Raw genomic sequence first — 17,103 nt, 5'->3', positions numbered from 1 at the left:
TGCTTTGCAATGCAACGCAGGCCATCAGTATTTAGTTTTGTATTATGCTATCTTAAGCTGGGCCAGCAGCATGCCCATGTCTGCTACGTCGCCGCCCAATTTGGTCAGTATAGATCTTAAAGCAAAATCCTTGTTCTGCTCGCTTTTAGATTGTTTTATCATCTCCTGCATTACCGGCGGTATAAGCGCTTTAGATATCTCCATTGCCTGGGCAGGAGAAATCTGGTAAAATTTATCAAGCTTATTGGCAAACTTGTTAACGGCGCTGCTAATAAGCGGGCTGTTGTAAATACCCGTGAACTGGAAGTATTTTACAAGCTCTTTAAGCTTACCATTTTCCATCTGGCCTTTTAGCACTTCAATAATAGTACTTGAGGCATCATTCATCACCGCTTCATGGTATTTTGCATCCACAGCAGGGTTGTTAATAACAGCCTCTCCGGCGTTATTTTTAACAAGGGTATACAGTTTGCTGAACATAACAATTAAAGTTTTATAAGTAGATTGAGAGATTGATGACGAACAGGGGACTTGTTTATCAACAAAACAAATATAACAAAATAATTTTTTGAAAAGTAAAATAATTGGCGAACTATGTTGAAAAAATGACAATTATCAGGTGTATGATTTACACTATGTTACGGGTGTAAAAAACACACTCTACAACACTTAAAAGCCATAATTTCAATTTTAATTTACTCGGGTAAATTAACTTCTTACTTTTACTAAAAACATTACAACTATGCTGCCTAACGTTGATTTTACCACCACCCAATCTTATAAATACCTGGCCGACCACTATGTGGATATTGCGCCAAAACACCTCAAAGATTTATTTGATGCTGATGCTGAACGCTTTAAAAAGTTTTCGCTGCAGTTTGATGAAATCCTGCTGGATTACTCTAAAAACCGTATAGATGAGGAAACCCTGGCATTGCTTATACAGTTAGCCCGCGAGTGTGGTGTAAAAGATGCAATAGATGCCATGTTTTCTGGTCAGAAAATAAACGTTACCGAAGGTCGGCCTGTACTGCATGTGGCCCTGCGCAACCGGAGCAATACCCCCGTACTTGTTGACGGTAAGGACGTAATGCCTGATGTGAACCGTGTGCTTGACCAAATGAAAACTTTTAGCGAAGCTATTATTTCAGGTGAGTGGAAAGGTTACACCGGCAAGCCGATAACTGACGTAGTAAACATTGGCATTGGCGGAAGCGACCTGGGGCCGGTAATGGTCACCGAAGCACTAAAAGCCTATAAGAACCACCTGAAAATGCACTTTGTATCAAACGTGGATGGTACGCATATAGTAGAGACACTTAAAAGTGTTAACCCGGAGACCACGTTGTTCCTTATTGCTTCAAAAACTTTTACTACGCAGGAAACTATGGGCAACGCCCACAGCGCGCGCGATTGGTTCATAGCTGCCGGTGCTAAAGACGAGGACGTAGCTAAACACTTTGCAGCCCTCTCTACCAATGCCGAAGGCGTGGCCAAGTTTGGTATTGACACAAAAAACATGTTCGAGTTTTGGGATTGGGTAGGCGGAAGGTACTCTTTGTGGAGCGCCATTGGCCTGTCTATTGCGCTTAGCATAGGCTTTGAAAACTTTACGGAACTGCTTGCCGGGGCACACGCCATGGACAATCACTTTAAAAGCACAGAGTTTGAGGAGAACCTGCCTGCAATACTTGCATTGGTAGGCATTTGGTATAACAACTTCTTTGATTCGGAAACTGAGGCCATACTGCCTTACGACCAGTACATGCACCGCTTTGCAGCATACTTTCAGCAGGGCGATATGGAAAGCAACGGCAAATATGTAAGCCGTGCCGGGAACCCGGTGGACTACTCTACCGGCCCTATCATCTGGGGAGAGCCGGGTACCAACGGCCAGCACGCCTTTTACCAGCTGATACACCAGGGCACAAAATTGATCCCATGCGACTTTATAGCGCCAGCACAAAGCCATAACCCGCTCGGCGAACATCATAACATGTTACTCTCTAACTTTTTTGCCCAAACCGAGGCACTAATGAACGGCAAAACAGAGGAAGTGGTAATTGATGAACTAAAGAAAGCCGGTAAGAGCGACGAGGAGATAGCCAAGATAGCGCCATTTAAGGTATTTGAAGGCAACCGCCCAACTAACTCCATATTGGTTAAAAAGATTACGCCACGCACCTTAGGGTCGCTGATTGCCATGTACGAACACAAGATATTTGTACAGGGTATTATCTGGAACATTTACAGCTTTGACCAATGGGGCGTTGAACTGGGCAAACAATTAGCGGGTAAGATACTGCCTGAGCTTAAAGGCAGTGAAGAGATCAGCTCACATGATTCCAGCACTAATGGATTGATCAATCAGTATAAAGCCTGGAGGTAATCCTATCAGGATCACGCGGTATGCGATTTGACAGGTTTGTACATATTAACTAAGCATTGCTATAATCCCTTTACGTCATTGCGAGGAACGAAGCAATCTCACCGTCAGAAATGGACATGTATGGATGTTTGCTATCATAGTTCGGAGATTGCTTCGCACCTCGCAATGACGACTTTGTCGCAGCTGCAGTTGACGAGGACGCTGAACACTCTTTATTAAGCTCGTGTAACTCTCTGCGTCACTGCGAGGAACGAAGCAATCTCACCCCCAGGAGAGTTCGCGTATAGATGTGTGCTATGAATAGTTGGGAGACTGCTTCGTTCCTCGCAATGACGAGTTTGTCGAAGCTGCAATTGACAAGGACTCTGTATACCCTTTATTAAGCTTGTGTACTCTCTACGTCATTGCGAGGTACGAAGCAATCTCACCGCTAGGAAAGTTCGCGTATGAATATGTGCTATGAATAGTTTGGAGATTGCTTCGTACCTCGCAATGACGCGGTTTGTTGTTTTTGACGAACTCTTACTCATCAATTAAGCCCTGATAAAGATCTTTCCACTCGGAATTGAATTCAGATATGAGCCTTCGCTTGTACTCGCGGTTACTCCCTTTTAGTCGCTTTTCTTCGGCAATCGCTTCTTCTATGTGGTTAAAGCCTGCATAGTAAACTAACTTATTACAATTGTACTTTGATGTAAAACTACCGGGATTTGACTTGTTCTTGTGCTGCCATACTCGGCTGATAAGTTCTGAAGTGACACCAATATACAGCACCGAATTGTATTTATTAGCTAATATATAAACGTGACCTCCGCGTTGAAAAACCATGCATCAAGTTATAAACGTTTCCGAATTATAAATAAATTTTATGTTCAACTATCTAACCTCGCAATGACGCTGACAGGATTGCCGGCGGACACATGCCCTAATACCAAAGCGTTCCGTAACAATTTTAAAAAGATAACGGGTTTATCCCCAACTGAATACCGTAATAAGCACAACAAAGTTACCTGAACAACAACTCTAACAATTGCAAACAATTAATACCTTTACGGCGTAATTTCCCTAAGTGAAGTCCGCTATAAATAAGTATCCTGTAGCCGCATTTGTTGTGCTCACCTTTGCTATAAGCTACCTTGTTGGGTTGCCGCTGAAGCTCTATGTACTGAACAAAGCACTGGAAGGATCAGAAATCGGGTTAAATTACCTTTCCAAAATATTCGTAGTATTCGCACCTGCACTTGCAGCTGTAATTGTAACCAGCGCTGATAATGAAAACGGTGAGCTTAGGGCCTTGCTAAAGAAAGTTTTGCCCGATACTGAGCACATTATTTGGTGGCTGGCGCTCCTATCCGGCGGCTTTGTTGTAACAATGATTTCGTTTATCATCGCAGGTTCCAGCTTCCCGAGTATCATAGTACTGATAACCGCCAGCAGCCCGTTGTTACTGGTACTGCATCTGTTAGGCGCAGTACTCTTGATAGGCATTGGCGAAGAGCTTGGCTGGCGCGGATGGCTGTTACCCCGCTTAATTAAGGACAGCACACCCGCAAAAGCAACGCTGATTGTTTTTGCTATTTGGGCAATATGGCATTTACCTGTATTATTATCAGGGTACCGCGTTGTTATTCCTTTCCTAATGGCGTGCCTGGCATTATCAATAATTCTTACACGTTTTTGGCATCATGTAAATGGTAACGTGTTTGTTTTAGCCGTTGCACACGCAGCAGTTAACTTTCCCGAAGCTTTTTTTGAAGGCAGGCTAGGAACAGGACAGGAGCACGACATACTAAACGCATGGACTGCTGCCAGCGCGATATACTTGCTTATGGCAATAGCTGTAATCATCTATGACCCTAAATGGTGGATCAATCCTTATAAACCTGCTCCTAAAGAAATAGAGATCCCGATGGAAGACCGCCCGGGACTGGACCTGTGATCTGCCCCGGGGCTATCTCTTAGTAAATTTTACCTGGAACAGCTTATCCCATTTTTTACCGGTGACGAAGATGCGGCCGGTTGCTTTGTCATAAGCTATGCCATTAAAGTAGTCGGCGCCCGGGTTACGGTTTGGATAAAGGCTTACCATACCTGCACGCTGTAAAACCGCCCCGGTTTTAGGATCTATTACAATAATTTCGTCTGTTTCGTATACATTAGCGTATAGCTTGCCGTCTATATATTCCAGCTCGTTCACCTGGTTAATCGGACCTTTGTCGTCGTAAACGTCAATAAACCCTGTCTGATGATAATCATCTTTATCTAAAAAGAAGATACGGTTGGTCTTATCATCCATATACAGCTTTTGCCCATCAAAGCACAAGCCCCATCCTTCTATACCTACGTTGTTGGTGAAGGTGTTTTCCAGCGCAAAGGTGTTCTTGTTGTAAACAAATCCTTTTCGTTCGGTGTACGTAAGCTGAATAATTTTATCACCTACAATAGCAATCCCTTCCGCAAAGATGGTGGGGTCGATATCCACTTTCTTCAATACTTTTCCGGTAGCAAGGTCAACCTTCCTCAAGCTGGACTGACCACTGCCTTCAGCCACACGGCCGCCATCGCTTTCATAAAGCACACCATCCTGGTAAAGTAAACCTTCGGTGTAAGATGATGTATCATGCGGAAAAACCTTTTCTACTGTAAAGGCCAGCTCTTCAGGTGCTTTTGCCGCCAGCAATACGATATTGGTTGTTACATCCTGGCTTTTGCCTGACTGGTAAACCTTGGCGGTAATTACGCGCGCCCCCAGCACCAGGGTATCTGTTTTAAGCTGCACTGCAGATGAATCCTTGACACTGCCAATGCGCTTGTCGTCCATTAAGTATACAACAGAATCGGGTTTTACCTCAGCAGGGTATTTTACGCTGATGTTTACCGCATCTCCTGCCTTGTAAGTAGTTCCCGCTTCGGGGGTGATGGTTATATCCTGGCCTTCTTCGCTTTTGTTGCTTTTGCAGCCATTGCAGCCAGCAGCAAACAGGGCTATGGCCAGTAAATAGAGTAGTCGCTTATTCATGTTCATATAGCAGATGGCCAAAAGGCATCTTCAATGTGTTTAAGTTTATAGTTGTTATTACGGTCGAAAAGTACGGATATTATATCAAACCGCACTTCGCCCTGGTGGTTCATGAGGTAAATGTACTCGTCGGCAGCTTCTACAAGCAGTCGCTGCTTGCGTGCGTCGACAAAATCTTCCGGTTGGCCAAAGCCGGTACCGCTGCGGGCTTTTACTTCAACAAAAATAATGTTACGGTCTTTGTAAGCTATTAGATCGACTTCAGCTTTGCCAAAGGTCCAGTTCTCATCCATTATCTCGTAGCCAGAAGCTTCCAGGTGTGCTTTGGCAAGGGCTTCTCCCCTGCGGCCAAGGTCGTTGTGGGTAGCCATTATTTTAGGATAACAGAGCCCAGGTAATCGGATATGTGCTTTTCTACCTTTTTCATGTGCATGTACTGGTTCAGCAGTATGTCCTGGTCAGCATCGCTGGTAGCTTTCTGCAGTTCGCCACGCAAGTTTTCCAATATTTTAGCGACCTTATGCTTTTTAAGGTGAAATATAGCGCCCAGGATCGTAGCCTTCATATTAGCCGTCTCGTCAGTCACTAATATTTTGTGCATCTCATACCAGTTCTCGCTCAGCATGTATTTAGTGGCAATAGAGGTCACCACAAGGTCCACAATTTCCTTATCCGGATAATGTATAAATTGCTGCTCTTCAGGCAGCACGCCCTTCTCCAGCTCTTCCCGGTATATATCGACAAACTGCTTGCAGGCCGGTTGGTCAAACTCTACATCGCTTAGCTCCGCTATCATGAACGGCCCTATGTAGGTATTTGCAATGCCATCCCAATCTATCATCCGGTTACCATACAACAGCAGCAAACGAACAATCTCTTTTTCCTGCGTGTCGCTTTCCTTTATCTTCTTTTCCTGCGGTTCGTCAAAAAACTGGGGCTCGTCCGGTACCGGGCGCGGCTGCTGTTGCTGCTCCCCTTTTTTAGCCTTCGCCAGCCGCATCTTGTTCAGTTCAGACAACAACGCGCGCTCATCTATCTGCATAATATGGCTGCATTCTTTAATGAATACAGATGCTTTGATAGAATCAGGTATCTTGGCAATACTTTCCACCACATCACGGATGATGTCGGCCTTTTTTATAGGGTCATTACCGGCTTCCTTAAGCAGGATATCGGTCTTGAAGAGTATAAAGTCTTTCTTCTTTTCGTCGATGTGCTTTTTAAAAGCCGCCGTCCCCATCTTCCGCACATAGGAATCGGGATCGTGCCCATCAGGAAACAATACCACCTTTACGTTGAGGCCTTCTTCCAAAATCAGATCTAGCCCGCGCAGGGAAGCCTTGATACCCGCCGCGTCGCCGTCATAAAGGATAGTGATGTTCTTGGTAAACCTGCTGATCAGCTTTACCTGTTCAACAGTAAGCGAGGTGCCAGACGAGGCTACCACGTTCTCTATACCGGCCTGGTGTACCGATAATACATCAGCATAACCTTCTACCAGGTAGCAGTTATCCTGCTCCCTAATGGCTTTCTTTGCAAAGTATAGCCCGTATAAAATGTTTGATTTATGGTAAATTTCCGACTCTGGCGAGTTAACGTATTTAGGTACGTTCTTGTCTGTCTTGAGTGTACGGCCGCCAAACGCAATAACGCGCCCTGTAAAGCTATGTATAGGAAACATTACCCGGCCGCGATAACGGTCGTACAGGCTACCGTTGTCGCGCTTTACAGATAGCCCGCTTTCCACTAAAAACTCTTCCTGGTAGCCTTCTTTAACAGCCTGAGCGCTGAACGCTTCCCACTGATCCGGCGAGTAACCCAGTTCAAACTTCCTGATGGTCTCGTTGGTGAACCCACGTTCTTTAAAATAACTAAGGCCAATGTTCTGCCCCTCTTCGGTATCCAGTAAACTCTCGTGAAAGAACTTAGCGGCATAGCCGGACACGATCATGAGGCTCTCGCGGCGGTTATCTTCTTCGCGGTCCTCCTTGTTCTCTACAGTCTCTTCTACTTCAATCCCGTATTTTTTTGCCAGCCATTTGAGCGCTTCGGGATAGGTAAACTTTTCCAGCTCCATCAGAAAGGTAACAGCACTGCCGCCTTTACCCGATGAAAAATCTTTGAAGATACCCTTAGCCGGTGATACCGTGAACGATGGCGTCCGTTCATTGGCGAAGGGTGACAGGCCTACGTAATTAGCACCACGTTTTTTTAACTGTACAAACTCGCCTATCACCTCCACAATATCTGTGGCTTCCATTATACGGTCTATGGTGGGCTTCGTTATCATTCAGTTAGAAAATGGGCGGATACAAAAGTAAGAGATACCTTTCGTTTAAAGATATGAAAATATTGGAAAGTATCTGTTTACGCAGATAGCGTGCGCTGCTTAATAAACGTAATCCCAATTCCAATCAGTACAATGATGCTGCCGATAATCTCGTTAGCCGACAAATGCTCGTTGAGCAAGCCACCTGCCAGTAAGCCGGTAAAAACGGTTTGGCTCAACAATGCAATAGCCACCTTGGTAGACTCGAGATATCTTAACGAGTAATTTATGGTGAGCCAGCCAATTAACTGGCAAATGATTCCCATACCCACAAAACACAACCATACTTTAAGTGAGAAATGAACCAGATCGTTACCTAAAAATGCGCTGATGATGAGCAGGGTAATACCTGAGCTCAGCATGCTGTAAAACATAAAAGTAAACACATCTATGCCTCCCATTATATTCTTGGTGATCATGATATAAGTGGCATAAAAAAAACTGGCCAGCAGGGCAAGCACAATACCGATATTAAACTCAAGGTGAAGTATATGATTGTAACCAACCAGCACTACCATACCCGCAATTGCTACGAAGGTACCCATCCAGAACATTAAGCCCGAGCGCTTGCGCAAGATGAGAAAACTCAGCAGGCCAACCCAAACAGGCGCAAGGTTAGCCAGCAAAGTAGATACGGTTGCGCTGATCTTTAGCAGCGAGATGTTCCACACTGCAATGTCTGACGCGAATACTATCCCGGCAAGTACCGCTATTATTAGCTGCTTCCGTTCTATCTTGAGCTTGTTTTTGATGATGCAATAAGGCACCAGGCATATCCATGCAAAAAACACCCTGTAAAATGCCAGTCCGACGGGCGATACACCTGCCAACTTTACAAAGATGGGCGAGAAAGATATACACAGAATGCCAATTACAAGGCTGAGCTTTGGGTTCATAACGGTTTGCGGGAGCAAACTTACATTTCTGGATCAGGATTTTCAGAATTAGAGAATTTACAGGATGGATTATATCATATGGTAAGTTGCCTGAATCAAATAAAGAATTTAAAAATTAATACAATACCGGCTCCTAGTAGTAGTTTAATTAGTTCAGACATTCTGAAAATTCTCCGATACTGTGAATTCTGATTCAGACATTTCCACAAATTCAAGTTCAGACAACCATCAATTTATCGTATTTTTGGCGCTCAAAAGAAATATTATATGAGCCAACGCACAAAAATTAAAGCACTACTGCAAAGCCAGGAAACCGGCATTGATGTAACCGTAAAAGGATGGGTAAGAGCATTCCGCTCCAATCGTTTTATTGCTTTAAATGATGGCTCTACCAATAGCAACTTACAGGTTGTTGTTGATTTTGAGAAAGAAGACCCTGCTGTACTTAAGCGCATTACTGTTGGTGCTGCTGTGGCTATAACCGGTAAACTGGTACCATCATTAGGCCAGGGCCAAAGTGTGGAAGTTACTGCCGAAACAATAGAAATACTGGGCGACAGCGATCCTGAAAAATATCCGCTTCAGCCTAAAAAACATAGCCTGGAGTTCCTGCGCGAGATTGCGCACCTGCGTTTCCGCACCAGCACCTTTGGGGCAATATTCCGTGTACGCAACACACTGGCCTTTGCCGTTCACCAATTCTTCCAGGAAAAAGGATTTGTATACCTGCATACGCCTGTAATTACAGCATCTGATGCTGAAGGTGCGGGCGAGACATTCCATGTAACCAACTTTGACCTTGGCAAGGTACCATTGAAAAGTGAAAAATTTGAAGCTGCTAAAGAATTATATTTTAACAAGCTAATCACCTTTGTTAAGGAGCATAATCTACTTAACGAATACAAGGAAATTGATTCTATACTTAAAGCGCTTAATCCTGAAATGTTAGGCTTAGAAGTGTCAAAAATAGACTTTAAAGGTTTGATAGTAGCTGATGAACACACTCTAGATATCTTAGCGGATAACTTTGAATTGGTTAGACTCTCTCCGTTGATTAAGAAATTTTACTTAAGTGTAAAAAGAAACGGTTTTTGGGGAGTGCCTAATGCAAAAGATGGGGTCTATCTTCCCAATTGGCTATTGGAGAGCGTTAATAAAAATATATCCAAATACAAATTAACAAGAGAATATACATTATCCGACTACCCGCATTTAGGATTTTGCTTTTATAACATAAGATTTGTTAGGAAAGAATTGAGAGTATCCAAATCCAGTCACGTCGATTACACACAGGACTTTTTTGGGCGTGCTACCAACCTTACTGTATCCGGACAGTTGGAAGGCGAGCTTGGCGCTATGGCACTAAGCGATATTTATACATTCGGACCAACCTTCCGTGCGGAAAACTCCAATACTACACGCCACCTTGCAGAATTTTGGATGATAGAGCCGGAAATGGCTTTTTACGACCTGCACGACAACATGGACCTTGCAGAAGGTTTACTAAAGTACGTTATTAAGGTTGCCCTGGAAAAGAACAGCGAGGACCTGGAGTTCCTGAACCAGCGCCTTGCTGATGAAGAGAAACAAAAGCCGCAAAATGAGCGCTCGGAACTGAGCCTGCTTGATAAACTGCAGTTTTGCTTGGATAACGATTTTGAGCGCCTTACCTATACAGAGGCCATTGAGATATTGCGCGAGTCGACGCCTAACAAGAAAAAGAAGTTCCAGTACCGGGTGGAGGGTTGGGGTACCGATCTACAGTCGGAACATGAGCGCTACCTGGTAGAGAAGCATTTTAAAAAGCCGGTTATCCTTACCGATTATCCGAAAGAAATTAAAGCATTTTACATGCGCCAGAACGAGCCGGATGCACAAGGCCGTGAGACCGTACGTGCTATGGACATATTGTTCCCTGGAATTGGTGAGATAGTGGGCGGATCGCAACGTGAGGAGCGACTGGACCGTTTAGAAAAACGTATGGATGAAATGGGCATACCTAAAGAGGAGCTTTGGTGGTACCTGGACACCCGCCGGTTTGGCGCTTGTCCGCATGCAGGCTTTGGTTTAGGGTTTGAGCGTTTGGTACTATTTGTTACCGGCATGGGTAACATACGCGATGTAATACCTTTCCCAAGGTTCCCGAAGAACGCGGAGTTTTAACTGAGATTCAGGACCTCTAGAGCCAAGAATCAAGATTAAGAAAAATAAAATGTGAAGGCCGGAATTATCAAGTAATTCCGGCCTTTTGCTTTAAATCTTGACTCCTGACTCTTGTTGTCCTGATTCTTTCTGTTCCCCCTTTAGGGGGTTAGGGGGCTTGAGTATACCCCTTCTGCACGATCAGAAAGCTGGCGCGTTCCTCTGCGTGCAGCGGCACGTCCCAGTTCCCCTGGTAGGTAACTTTTGTTGGCAGCAATTCTCCACCAAAGCGGTTTAGTTCGATGTTCATCTGTACATTAAAGTCGAACAGCATATTACTATACTTCATGTCTACATACCGGCCAAGTATCTGAAAATCGCGTGCATCAAAGATGGTGGTCATTTCCTTGATCATTGTGTCGCCATCAGCCGTGCTGGGCTTTCTTACCACGCGGAAACGATATACAGGAATACTGTCCAGATAAGTCCCTCTTGCAAACTGGTACAGGTAATAGTCACGAAGGTCCGGACCAAAGATCTCCGTCTTACTACTTAGGAACGGGATACCTGTAATCTTCCTTCCGGGAGTAAAAATGAGCTGCTTTAACTTGGCTTTGTAGCCTGCATTTTTGCCTTTGGCATCGCCAGGCAAGCCGCCGGTCCTGCCGAAATCAGAACTGTAAGCATTCCCGAAAATGTAATCGAACATTTCTACAGTATACAATTGATACTTGCCGTTTTTCTTGTAAACGCTGCCTGTATCCTGTTTGGCCAAATAGGTTATCTTATTACGGCCGGCTTCGTTACTGTGCTGTATCTTGCGGTAAATGCGTCCGTTTACTTTGTTGTGCTTATCATAGGTGTAAATGCGGTTTTCGGCAACAAAGCTGTACCGCTTCATATTCTGAAAGGCTTTGTAAAAGCTGGTGTCAGCCAATACGGCATCAATAAAGTCCTGCGCATTTAACCTATGAGAGCGGATGTTTGCTACCGCGGTATCAATTACGATTGTTCGTATCGTATCGGGGTTATAACGCTTAATCTGCTGAGCTTTTAAGCTAAGAGCGGAAAGGATAAAGCAGAAAGAGAAGAGGAGTTTACTTTTGTTCATGAAAGTTTAAATCCCTCTTTGAGGAGGGATTTGAAATCAATTACCCAACTGCTTTAGTGCCAGGTAGGCCATCAAGCCGGTACTTATTTTAAAAGCGTCTTCTTCTACATCAAAGGTTGGTGTATGTACCGATGAAGTGATGCCACGCTCTTCATTACGCGTACCTAACCTGTAAAAGCAGCTGTCTGCAGCTTGTGAGTAGTACGCAAAATCTTCGGCAGCCATCCATATATCCAGGTCGAGCACGTTCTCTTTACCCAGGTAATCTTCGGCATGGCCACGTGTTGCTGCGGTAAGCTTTTCTTCATTTATCAGGAAGGGATAGCCTTTCATGATATTGAACTCGCAACTACCACCCATGCTTTCGGCAATACCTTCAGCCATCTTTTTCATTTTGATATGTGCCTCACCGCGCCATTTCTCATCCATGGTGCGAAAAGTACCCTCAAGGTATACCTCGTTAGGAATAACGTTAGTGGCACCATTAGCGATAACCTTACCAAAGGACAGTACCGACGGACTCTTTGGATCCGCAAAGCGGCTTACCACCTGCTGTAATGCGGTAAGAATATGCGCGGTAATAATTACCGGGTCCACGTTCTGCTGTGGCTGGGCACCATGGCCACCTTTACCTTTAACGGTTACATAAAGTTCGTCTGTAGAGGCCATATACTTGCCTGCACGAAAACCTACTTTCCCGGCATCTATCAACGGCATTACGTGCTGACCAAGTACCGCATTCGGTTTCGGGTTCTCCAATACGCCCTGCTGTATCATCAAGCTGGCGCCGCCCGGCAGCTTTTCTTCAGCCGGCTGAAAGATCAGCTTAACAGTGCCGGCAAATTCACTTTTGAGTTTGGTGAGAATGCTTGCAGTTCCCAATAAGGATGAGGTATGCGCGTCATGTCCGCAAGCGTGCATTACACCAGCGTTCTGCGACCTGTATGGAACATCATTAGCTTCCAGTATTGGCAACGCGTCCATGTCTGCACGGAGCGCAACAACGCCATTTCCGGGCTTGTCACCTTTGATGAGAGCGACAAGGCCAGTGTCCGCCATTTTGTGGTACTCCAGGCCAAGTTCTTCCAGCTTATTTGCAACAAACACCGAGGTTTCTACTTCGTGAAAAGAAAGTTCGGGATGAGCATGCAAGTGGCGCCTGTTGGCAACCACCTCGTCAAATATTTCTGCTGAAAGCTGTTGTATCTTGTCCTTAATCATTATTGATGACAGTTTTTGGAGGGTTTATCTTTTCTGAAACGATGAACATGGCCGTAAAGGTATTGCCCAGTTGGCTTTTAAGCCGCTCTGCCTCTAATCTCGTGCGAAAATCGCCTGCCCGTACTTTAAAGTTGGGTTCCCGGTAACTGATGTAGGTACGCATTTCGGGAAACTCACGGTTGAACCTGGCTTGTGCCGCATAGGCTGCGCTACGATTGCTGCCGTTGTATATCTGCAACCGATAACCATAAGATGATGTAAATCTTGCAACGGACGATCCACCTTTTCTATTAAGCAAAGCGCGTTTTGCGAGTAGCGTATCAAACAACGGATCGCGTACAACGGTAACCTTGCCTTTCTGCGCAGAAGCTATAGTAGCTGATAACATCAGCATAAAAAAAGAGCAGCATTTGATTAGGCGTGTTAAAGCTGTACTATCAAATGTTGCTCTTTTCATATTTGAATATTTAAAATTCCCTATCAACGGGGGATTGGACGGTTAGCCCTGCCCTACTCCGTGGCAGTTTTTAAACTTTTTACCGCTACCACAAGGGCATGGGTCGTTCCTGCCAATTTTTTGTTCAACACGTACAGGAGTAATTTTCGGTGCTTCCTGCATTTCATCTACCGGCATACCGCTAGAATCTATTAGCTCCGGTTTAGATGTACGCATATTTCTTAAATCCATTTTGGGCTCAGGTTTAGCTTCCCTAACCTGCTCCGGCTCCTGCTGTACGGCTATACCACCGCGGAACAAGAAGCTAACTAACTCTTTATTGGTATTGGTAAGCATCTGGCGGAACAGCTCAAATGCTTCAAACTTATACACCAATAATGGATCCTTCTGTTCGTAAACGGCGTTTTGTACTGATTGTTTCAGCTCGTCCATTTCGCGCAAGTGTTCTTTCCAGGCGTCATCTATCAGGTACAGGGTAACATTCTTTTCAAACGATTTAAACACCTCAGTGCCGTTGGTTTCAACTGCCTTCTTAAGCGGAACTGCTACCTGTATACCATGTACACCATCAGTAAACGGAACCATAATGTTTTCTACATACTGGCCGCGTGTATCGTAAACGTCTTTAATAACAGGGTAAGCTTGGTTAGCGATAAACTCCTGCTTGCGCTTGTAAAAATCAATTACCTCGTTAAAGGTGCGGTCTACCAGGTTGTTTAGCGATGTAGCTGCAAACTCTTCTTGTGTTAGTTCCGGATCAACAGAGAACAACCGGATAACTTCCATCTGGAAGCCTTCGAAGTTGTTGCTTTCTTTGTACTCGGTTACTACGTCCTCAACAACATCAAAAATGGTATTGTTCAGGTCTACGTCTAAACGCTCGCCAAACAGCGCGTTCTTACGTTTTGAGTAGATAACAGTACGCTGTGAGTTCATCACGTCGTCGTACTCCAGCAAACGCTTACGTATGCCAAAGTTGTTTTCTTCAACCTTTTTCTGTGCACGCTCGATAGACTTAGTGATCATAGAGTGTTGGATCACCTCACCTTCTTCTATACCCATACGCACCATCAGGCCGGATATACGTTCCGAACCAAATAAACGCATCAGGTTGTCTTCAAGAGATACGAAGAACTGGCTGGAACCCGGGTCGCCCTGGCGACCTGCACGGCCACGCAACTGCCTGTCTACACGGCGCGATTCGTGGCGCTCGGTACCCACAATAGCCAGACCACCGGCTTCTTTTACGCCTGGGCCCAATTTTATATCCGTACCACGGCCGGCCATGTTGGTGGCAATGGTAACCGTGCCACTCTGCCCAGCTTCAGCCACAATGTCGGCTTCTTTCTGGTGCATCTTGGCGTTCAATACGTTATGTTTGATGCCGCGCAGCTTAAGCATACGGCTCAGTAATTCAGATATTTCTACTGATGTTGTACCTACCAATACCGGACGGCCTGCTTGTGTAAGCTTGGTAATCTCATCAGCAACTGCATTGTACTTCTCACGTACGGTGCGGTAAACCAAATCCTGGCGGTCATCACGTGTAATCTTGGTGTTGGTTGGTATTTCTACCACATCCAGTTTGTATATTTCCCAGAACTCGCCTGCTTCTGTAACAGCTGTACCGGTCATACCGCAAAGCTTGTGGTACATCCTGAAATAGTTTTGAAGGGTGATAGTAGCAAAGGTTTGCGTTGCATCCTCTACCTTAACGTTTTCCTTAGCTTCAATAGCCTGGTGTAAGCCATCGCTGTATCGGCGGCCATCCAGCACACGGCCGGTTTGCTCGTCAACTATCTTTACCTTACCATCGTCAAGGATGTATTCGGTGTCCTTTTCAAATAAGGTGTAAGCTTTAAGTAACTGGTTAACGGAGTGGATACGTTCAGATTTAATAGAGAAATCGCGCATCAAAGCATCTTTACGGGCAACTTTTTCATCTGCCGGCAAATCTGCTTTCTCAATGTTGGCTATCTCGGTGCCTACATCAGGCATTACAAAGAAGTTAGGATCTTCGCCAGATGCGGTGATCAGCTCAATACCTTTTTCAGAAAGCTCAACCGAGTTGTTCTTTTCATCGATAATGAAGAACAGCTCCGAATCTACCTTAGGCATGTCCTTACCCTGATCCTGCATGTAGAAGTTTTCCGTCTTCAGCAGGACAGATTTATTGGCGCCTTCGCTCAGGAACTTAATCAATGCTTTGCTTTTTGGCAATGCACGATAAGCACGGTATAAAGCTAGACCACCTTCATCAACACCGCTTTTGCCATCATTTATAGCTTTTTTAGCTTCGTTCAGAACGGTATTCACATAAGTCTTTTGGGCATTCACCAATCGCTCTATACGCGGTTTCAGCTCATAAAACTCGTGCTCGTCACCACGTGGGATCGGACCAGAAATGATCAACGGTGTACGGGCATCATCAATTAACACCGAGTCAACCTCATCCACCATGGCAAAATGCAGTTTGCGCTGCACCAGCTCTTCAGGGCTACGTGTCATATTGTCACGCAGGTAGTCAAAACCAAATTCGTTATTAGTACCAAACGTGATATCGGCCAAATAAGCCTTTCGGCGTTCTTCCGAGTTTGGCTCGTGCCTGTCTATACAATCAACAGAAAGGCCGTGGAACTCGTACAATGGCCCCATCCATTCGCTATCACGACGTGCGAGGTAATCATTCACGGTTACGATGTGTACACCCTGGCCTGCAAGTGCGTTAAGGTAAGCAGGCAGCGTAGCTACCAGCGTTTTACCTTCACCTGTGGCCATCTCGGCGATTTTACCCTGGTGCAATACTGTACCGCCTATCAGCTGTACATCATAGTGCACCATGTTCCAGGTAACCTCGTTTCCGGCAGCTATCCAGGTGTTGTGGTGAATAGCTTTATCGCCTTGTATAATAACGTTGTTCTTGCGTGCGGCAAGTTCGCGGTCGAACTGCGTGGCCGTAACTTCAATAGTTTTGTTTTCCGCAAAACGTTTTGATGTTTCTTTTACAACAGCAAATGCCTGCGGCAATATATTAATCAGGATGTCTTCCAGTTCCTTATTACGGTCTTTTTCCAGCTTATCCAGTTGGGTATAAAGGCCAACTTTCTCGCTTACGTCCATATCAGGTTCGTTTTCAGTACGATCCTTAATAGCTTGTATCTCTGCATCAATGCCTGAAAGACCCTGGGCAATTGTTTCTTTAAAATATATGGTCTTAGCCCGGAGCTCGTCGTTACTCAACTGGCCTAACTTGTCATACTCCGCTTTGATCTTCTCGACCATTGGTTGTATGCTTTTTACATCCCGCTCTGACTTGCTTCCGAAAAGCTTACTGAAAAATTCTAACATGTTATTTTATTATGATACCACAAACTCAATAATTGCGCCATGGTAATTTCAAGGTCATTTTGACAGACAAAGGTACAATTTTGGCCTTAAAGCTGAAAGGCAAAAGACTAAAGCACGACCGATATAACAGGTTGATTGTTTATTGGTCAATTAACTATCTGCAAATCGGCGCATCTGCATATCCGCACATT

13 protein-coding genes are annotated in these 17,103 nt (G+C 44.9%); 3 read left to right on the top strand and 10 right to left on the bottom strand.

What is annotated here, in order from left to right:
- Positions 1-42: 42 nt before the first annotated feature.
- Positions 43-480: a hypothetical protein gene (locus DYU05_RS13915; RefSeq protein ID WP_117383707.1), complete on the bottom strand. Its 438-nt coding sequence runs from the start codon at positions 478-480 to the stop codon at positions 43-45.
- Positions 481-742: 262 nt separating this feature from the next.
- Between DYU05_RS13915 and pgi the strand changes: the two genes are divergently transcribed.
- Positions 743-2,389 (top strand): glucose-6-phosphate isomerase, encoded by a 1,647-nt coding sequence (gene pgi / locus DYU05_RS13910; RefSeq protein ID WP_117383706.1) that lies wholly within the window; start codon positions 743-745, stop codon positions 2,387-2,389.
- A 522-nt stretch (positions 2,390-2,911) separates the two neighbouring features.
- On the opposite strand, the gene DYU05_RS13905 is transcribed toward pgi, so the two are convergent.
- Positions 2,912-3,217 carry a GIY-YIG nuclease family protein gene (locus tag DYU05_RS13905; protein WP_117383705.1) on the bottom strand — a complete coding sequence of 102 codons (306 nt, stop codon included), beginning with the start codon at positions 3,215-3,217 and terminating at the stop codon, positions 2,912-2,914.
- A 241-nt stretch (positions 3,218-3,458) separates the two neighbouring features.
- Between DYU05_RS13905 and DYU05_RS13900 the strand changes: the two genes are divergently transcribed.
- Positions 3,459-4,328, top strand: coding sequence for a CPBP family intramembrane glutamic endopeptidase (locus DYU05_RS13900; protein ID WP_117383704.1), 870 nt, complete (start codon positions 3,459-3,461; stop codon positions 4,326-4,328).
- A 12-nt stretch (positions 4,329-4,340) separates the two neighbouring features.
- On the opposite strand, the gene DYU05_RS13895 is transcribed toward DYU05_RS13900, so the two are convergent.
- The 4 genes from DYU05_RS13895 to DYU05_RS13880 all read right to left on the bottom strand — a co-directional run bounded on the left by DYU05_RS13895 (position 4,341) and on the right by DYU05_RS13880 (position 8,633).
- The gene (locus DYU05_RS13895) at positions 4,341-5,408 is read right to left on the bottom strand and encodes a glutaminyl-peptide cyclotransferase (RefSeq protein WP_165852080.1); all 1,068 of its coding nucleotides are present in this window, start codon (positions 5,406-5,408) and stop codon (positions 4,341-4,343) included.
- 2 nt (positions 5,409-5,410) lie between these two features.
- Positions 5,411-5,779 carry a YraN family protein gene (locus DYU05_RS13890; protein ID WP_117383702.1) on the bottom strand — a complete coding sequence of 123 codons (369 nt, stop codon included), beginning with the start codon at positions 5,777-5,779 and terminating at the stop codon, positions 5,411-5,413.
- Positions 5,779-7,698, bottom strand: a complete 1,920-nt coding sequence (gene dnaG, locus DYU05_RS13885) for a DNA primase (RefSeq protein WP_117383701.1) — start codon at positions 7,696-7,698, stop codon at positions 5,779-5,781. The genes DYU05_RS13890 and dnaG overlap by 1 nt, the downstream gene beginning before the upstream one ends.
- A 77-nt stretch (positions 7,699-7,775) precedes the next feature.
- Complete coding sequence (locus DYU05_RS13880) at positions 7,776-8,633, bottom strand: DMT family transporter (protein WP_117383700.1); 858 nt, start codon at positions 8,631-8,633, stop codon at positions 7,776-7,778.
- Between the two features lie 267 nt (positions 8,634-8,900).
- Between DYU05_RS13880 and asnS the strand changes: the two genes are divergently transcribed.
- Entirely contained in the window at positions 8,901-10,796 is a 1,896-nt protein-coding gene (gene asnS / locus DYU05_RS21335; RefSeq protein WP_235854024.1) for an asparagine--tRNA ligase, read from the top strand.
- Between the two features lie 148 nt (positions 10,797-10,944).
- On the opposite strand, the gene DYU05_RS13865 is transcribed toward asnS, so the two are convergent.
- From DYU05_RS13865 to secA, 4 genes are read right to left on the bottom strand one after another with little or no spacing between them, the layout of a single operon-like run.
- Entirely contained in the window at positions 10,945-11,886 is a 942-nt protein-coding gene (locus DYU05_RS13865) for a hypothetical protein (protein WP_117383699.1), read from the bottom strand.
- 36 nt (positions 11,887-11,922) lie between these two features.
- A complete protein-coding gene (locus DYU05_RS13860; RefSeq protein ID WP_117383698.1) occupies positions 11,923-13,107 on the bottom strand; it encodes a M20 metallopeptidase family protein in 1,185 nt (394 codons plus the stop codon).
- A complete protein-coding gene (locus tag DYU05_RS13855) occupies positions 13,100-13,564 on the bottom strand; it encodes an SPOR domain-containing protein (protein ID WP_117383697.1) in 465 nt (154 codons plus the stop codon). The genes DYU05_RS13860 and DYU05_RS13855 overlap by 8 nt, the downstream gene beginning before the upstream one ends.
- A 42-nt stretch (positions 13,565-13,606) precedes the next feature.
- Complete coding sequence (gene secA, locus DYU05_RS13850; RefSeq protein ID WP_117383696.1) at positions 13,607-16,912, bottom strand: preprotein translocase subunit SecA; 3,306 nt, start codon at positions 16,910-16,912, stop codon at positions 13,607-13,609.
- Between the last annotated feature and the right edge of the window lie 191 nt (positions 16,913-17,103).

The organism is Mucilaginibacter terrenus (assembly GCF_003432065.1).
GTDB classification, from domain to species: Bacteria; Bacteroidota; Bacteroidia; order Sphingobacteriales; family Sphingobacteriaceae; genus Mucilaginibacter; species Mucilaginibacter terrenus.
Note: the sequence above shows the minus strand (reverse complement) of the source record. Positions and strands in the feature narration are given on the sequence as shown.

Coding starts and splice junctions, on each gene's coding strand:
- DYU05_RS13915 (WP_117383707.1), bottom strand. CDS start 480: ATGTTCAGCAAACTGTATACCCTTGTTAAAAATAACGCCGGAGAGGCT.
- pgi (WP_117383706.1), top strand. CDS start 743: ATGCTGCCTAACGTTGATTTTACCACCACCCAATCTTATAAATACCTG.
- DYU05_RS13905 (WP_117383705.1), bottom strand. CDS start 3,217: ATGGTTTTTCAACGCGGAGGTCACGTTTATATATTAGCTAATAAATAC.
- DYU05_RS13895 (WP_165852080.1), bottom strand. CDS start 5,408: ATGAATAAGCGACTACTCTATTTACTGGCCATAGCCCTGTTTGCTGCT.
- DYU05_RS13890 (WP_117383702.1), bottom strand. CDS start 5,779: ATGGCTACCCACAACGACCTTGGCCGCAGGGGAGAAGCCCTTGCCAAA.
- dnaG (WP_117383701.1), bottom strand. CDS start 7,698: ATGATAACGAAGCCCACCATAGACCGTATAATGGAAGCCACAGATATT.
- DYU05_RS13880 (WP_117383700.1), bottom strand. CDS start 8,633: ATGAACCCAAAGCTCAGCCTTGTAATTGGCATTCTGTGTATATCTTTC.
- asnS (WP_235854024.1), top strand. CDS start 8,901: ATGAGCCAACGCACAAAAATTAAAGCACTACTGCAAAGCCAGGAAACC.
- DYU05_RS13865 (WP_117383699.1), bottom strand. CDS start 11,886: ATGAACAAAAGTAAACTCCTCTTCTCTTTCTGCTTTATCCTTTCCGCT.
- DYU05_RS13860 (WP_117383698.1), bottom strand. CDS start 13,107: ATGATTAAGGACAAGATACAACAGCTTTCAGCAGAAATATTTGACGAG.
- DYU05_RS13855 (WP_117383697.1), bottom strand. CDS start 13,564: ATGAAAAGAGCAACATTTGATAGTACAGCTTTAACACGCCTAATCAAA.
- secA (WP_117383696.1), bottom strand. CDS start 16,912: ATGTTAGAATTTTTCAGTAAGCTTTTCGGAAGCAAGTCAGAGCGGGAT.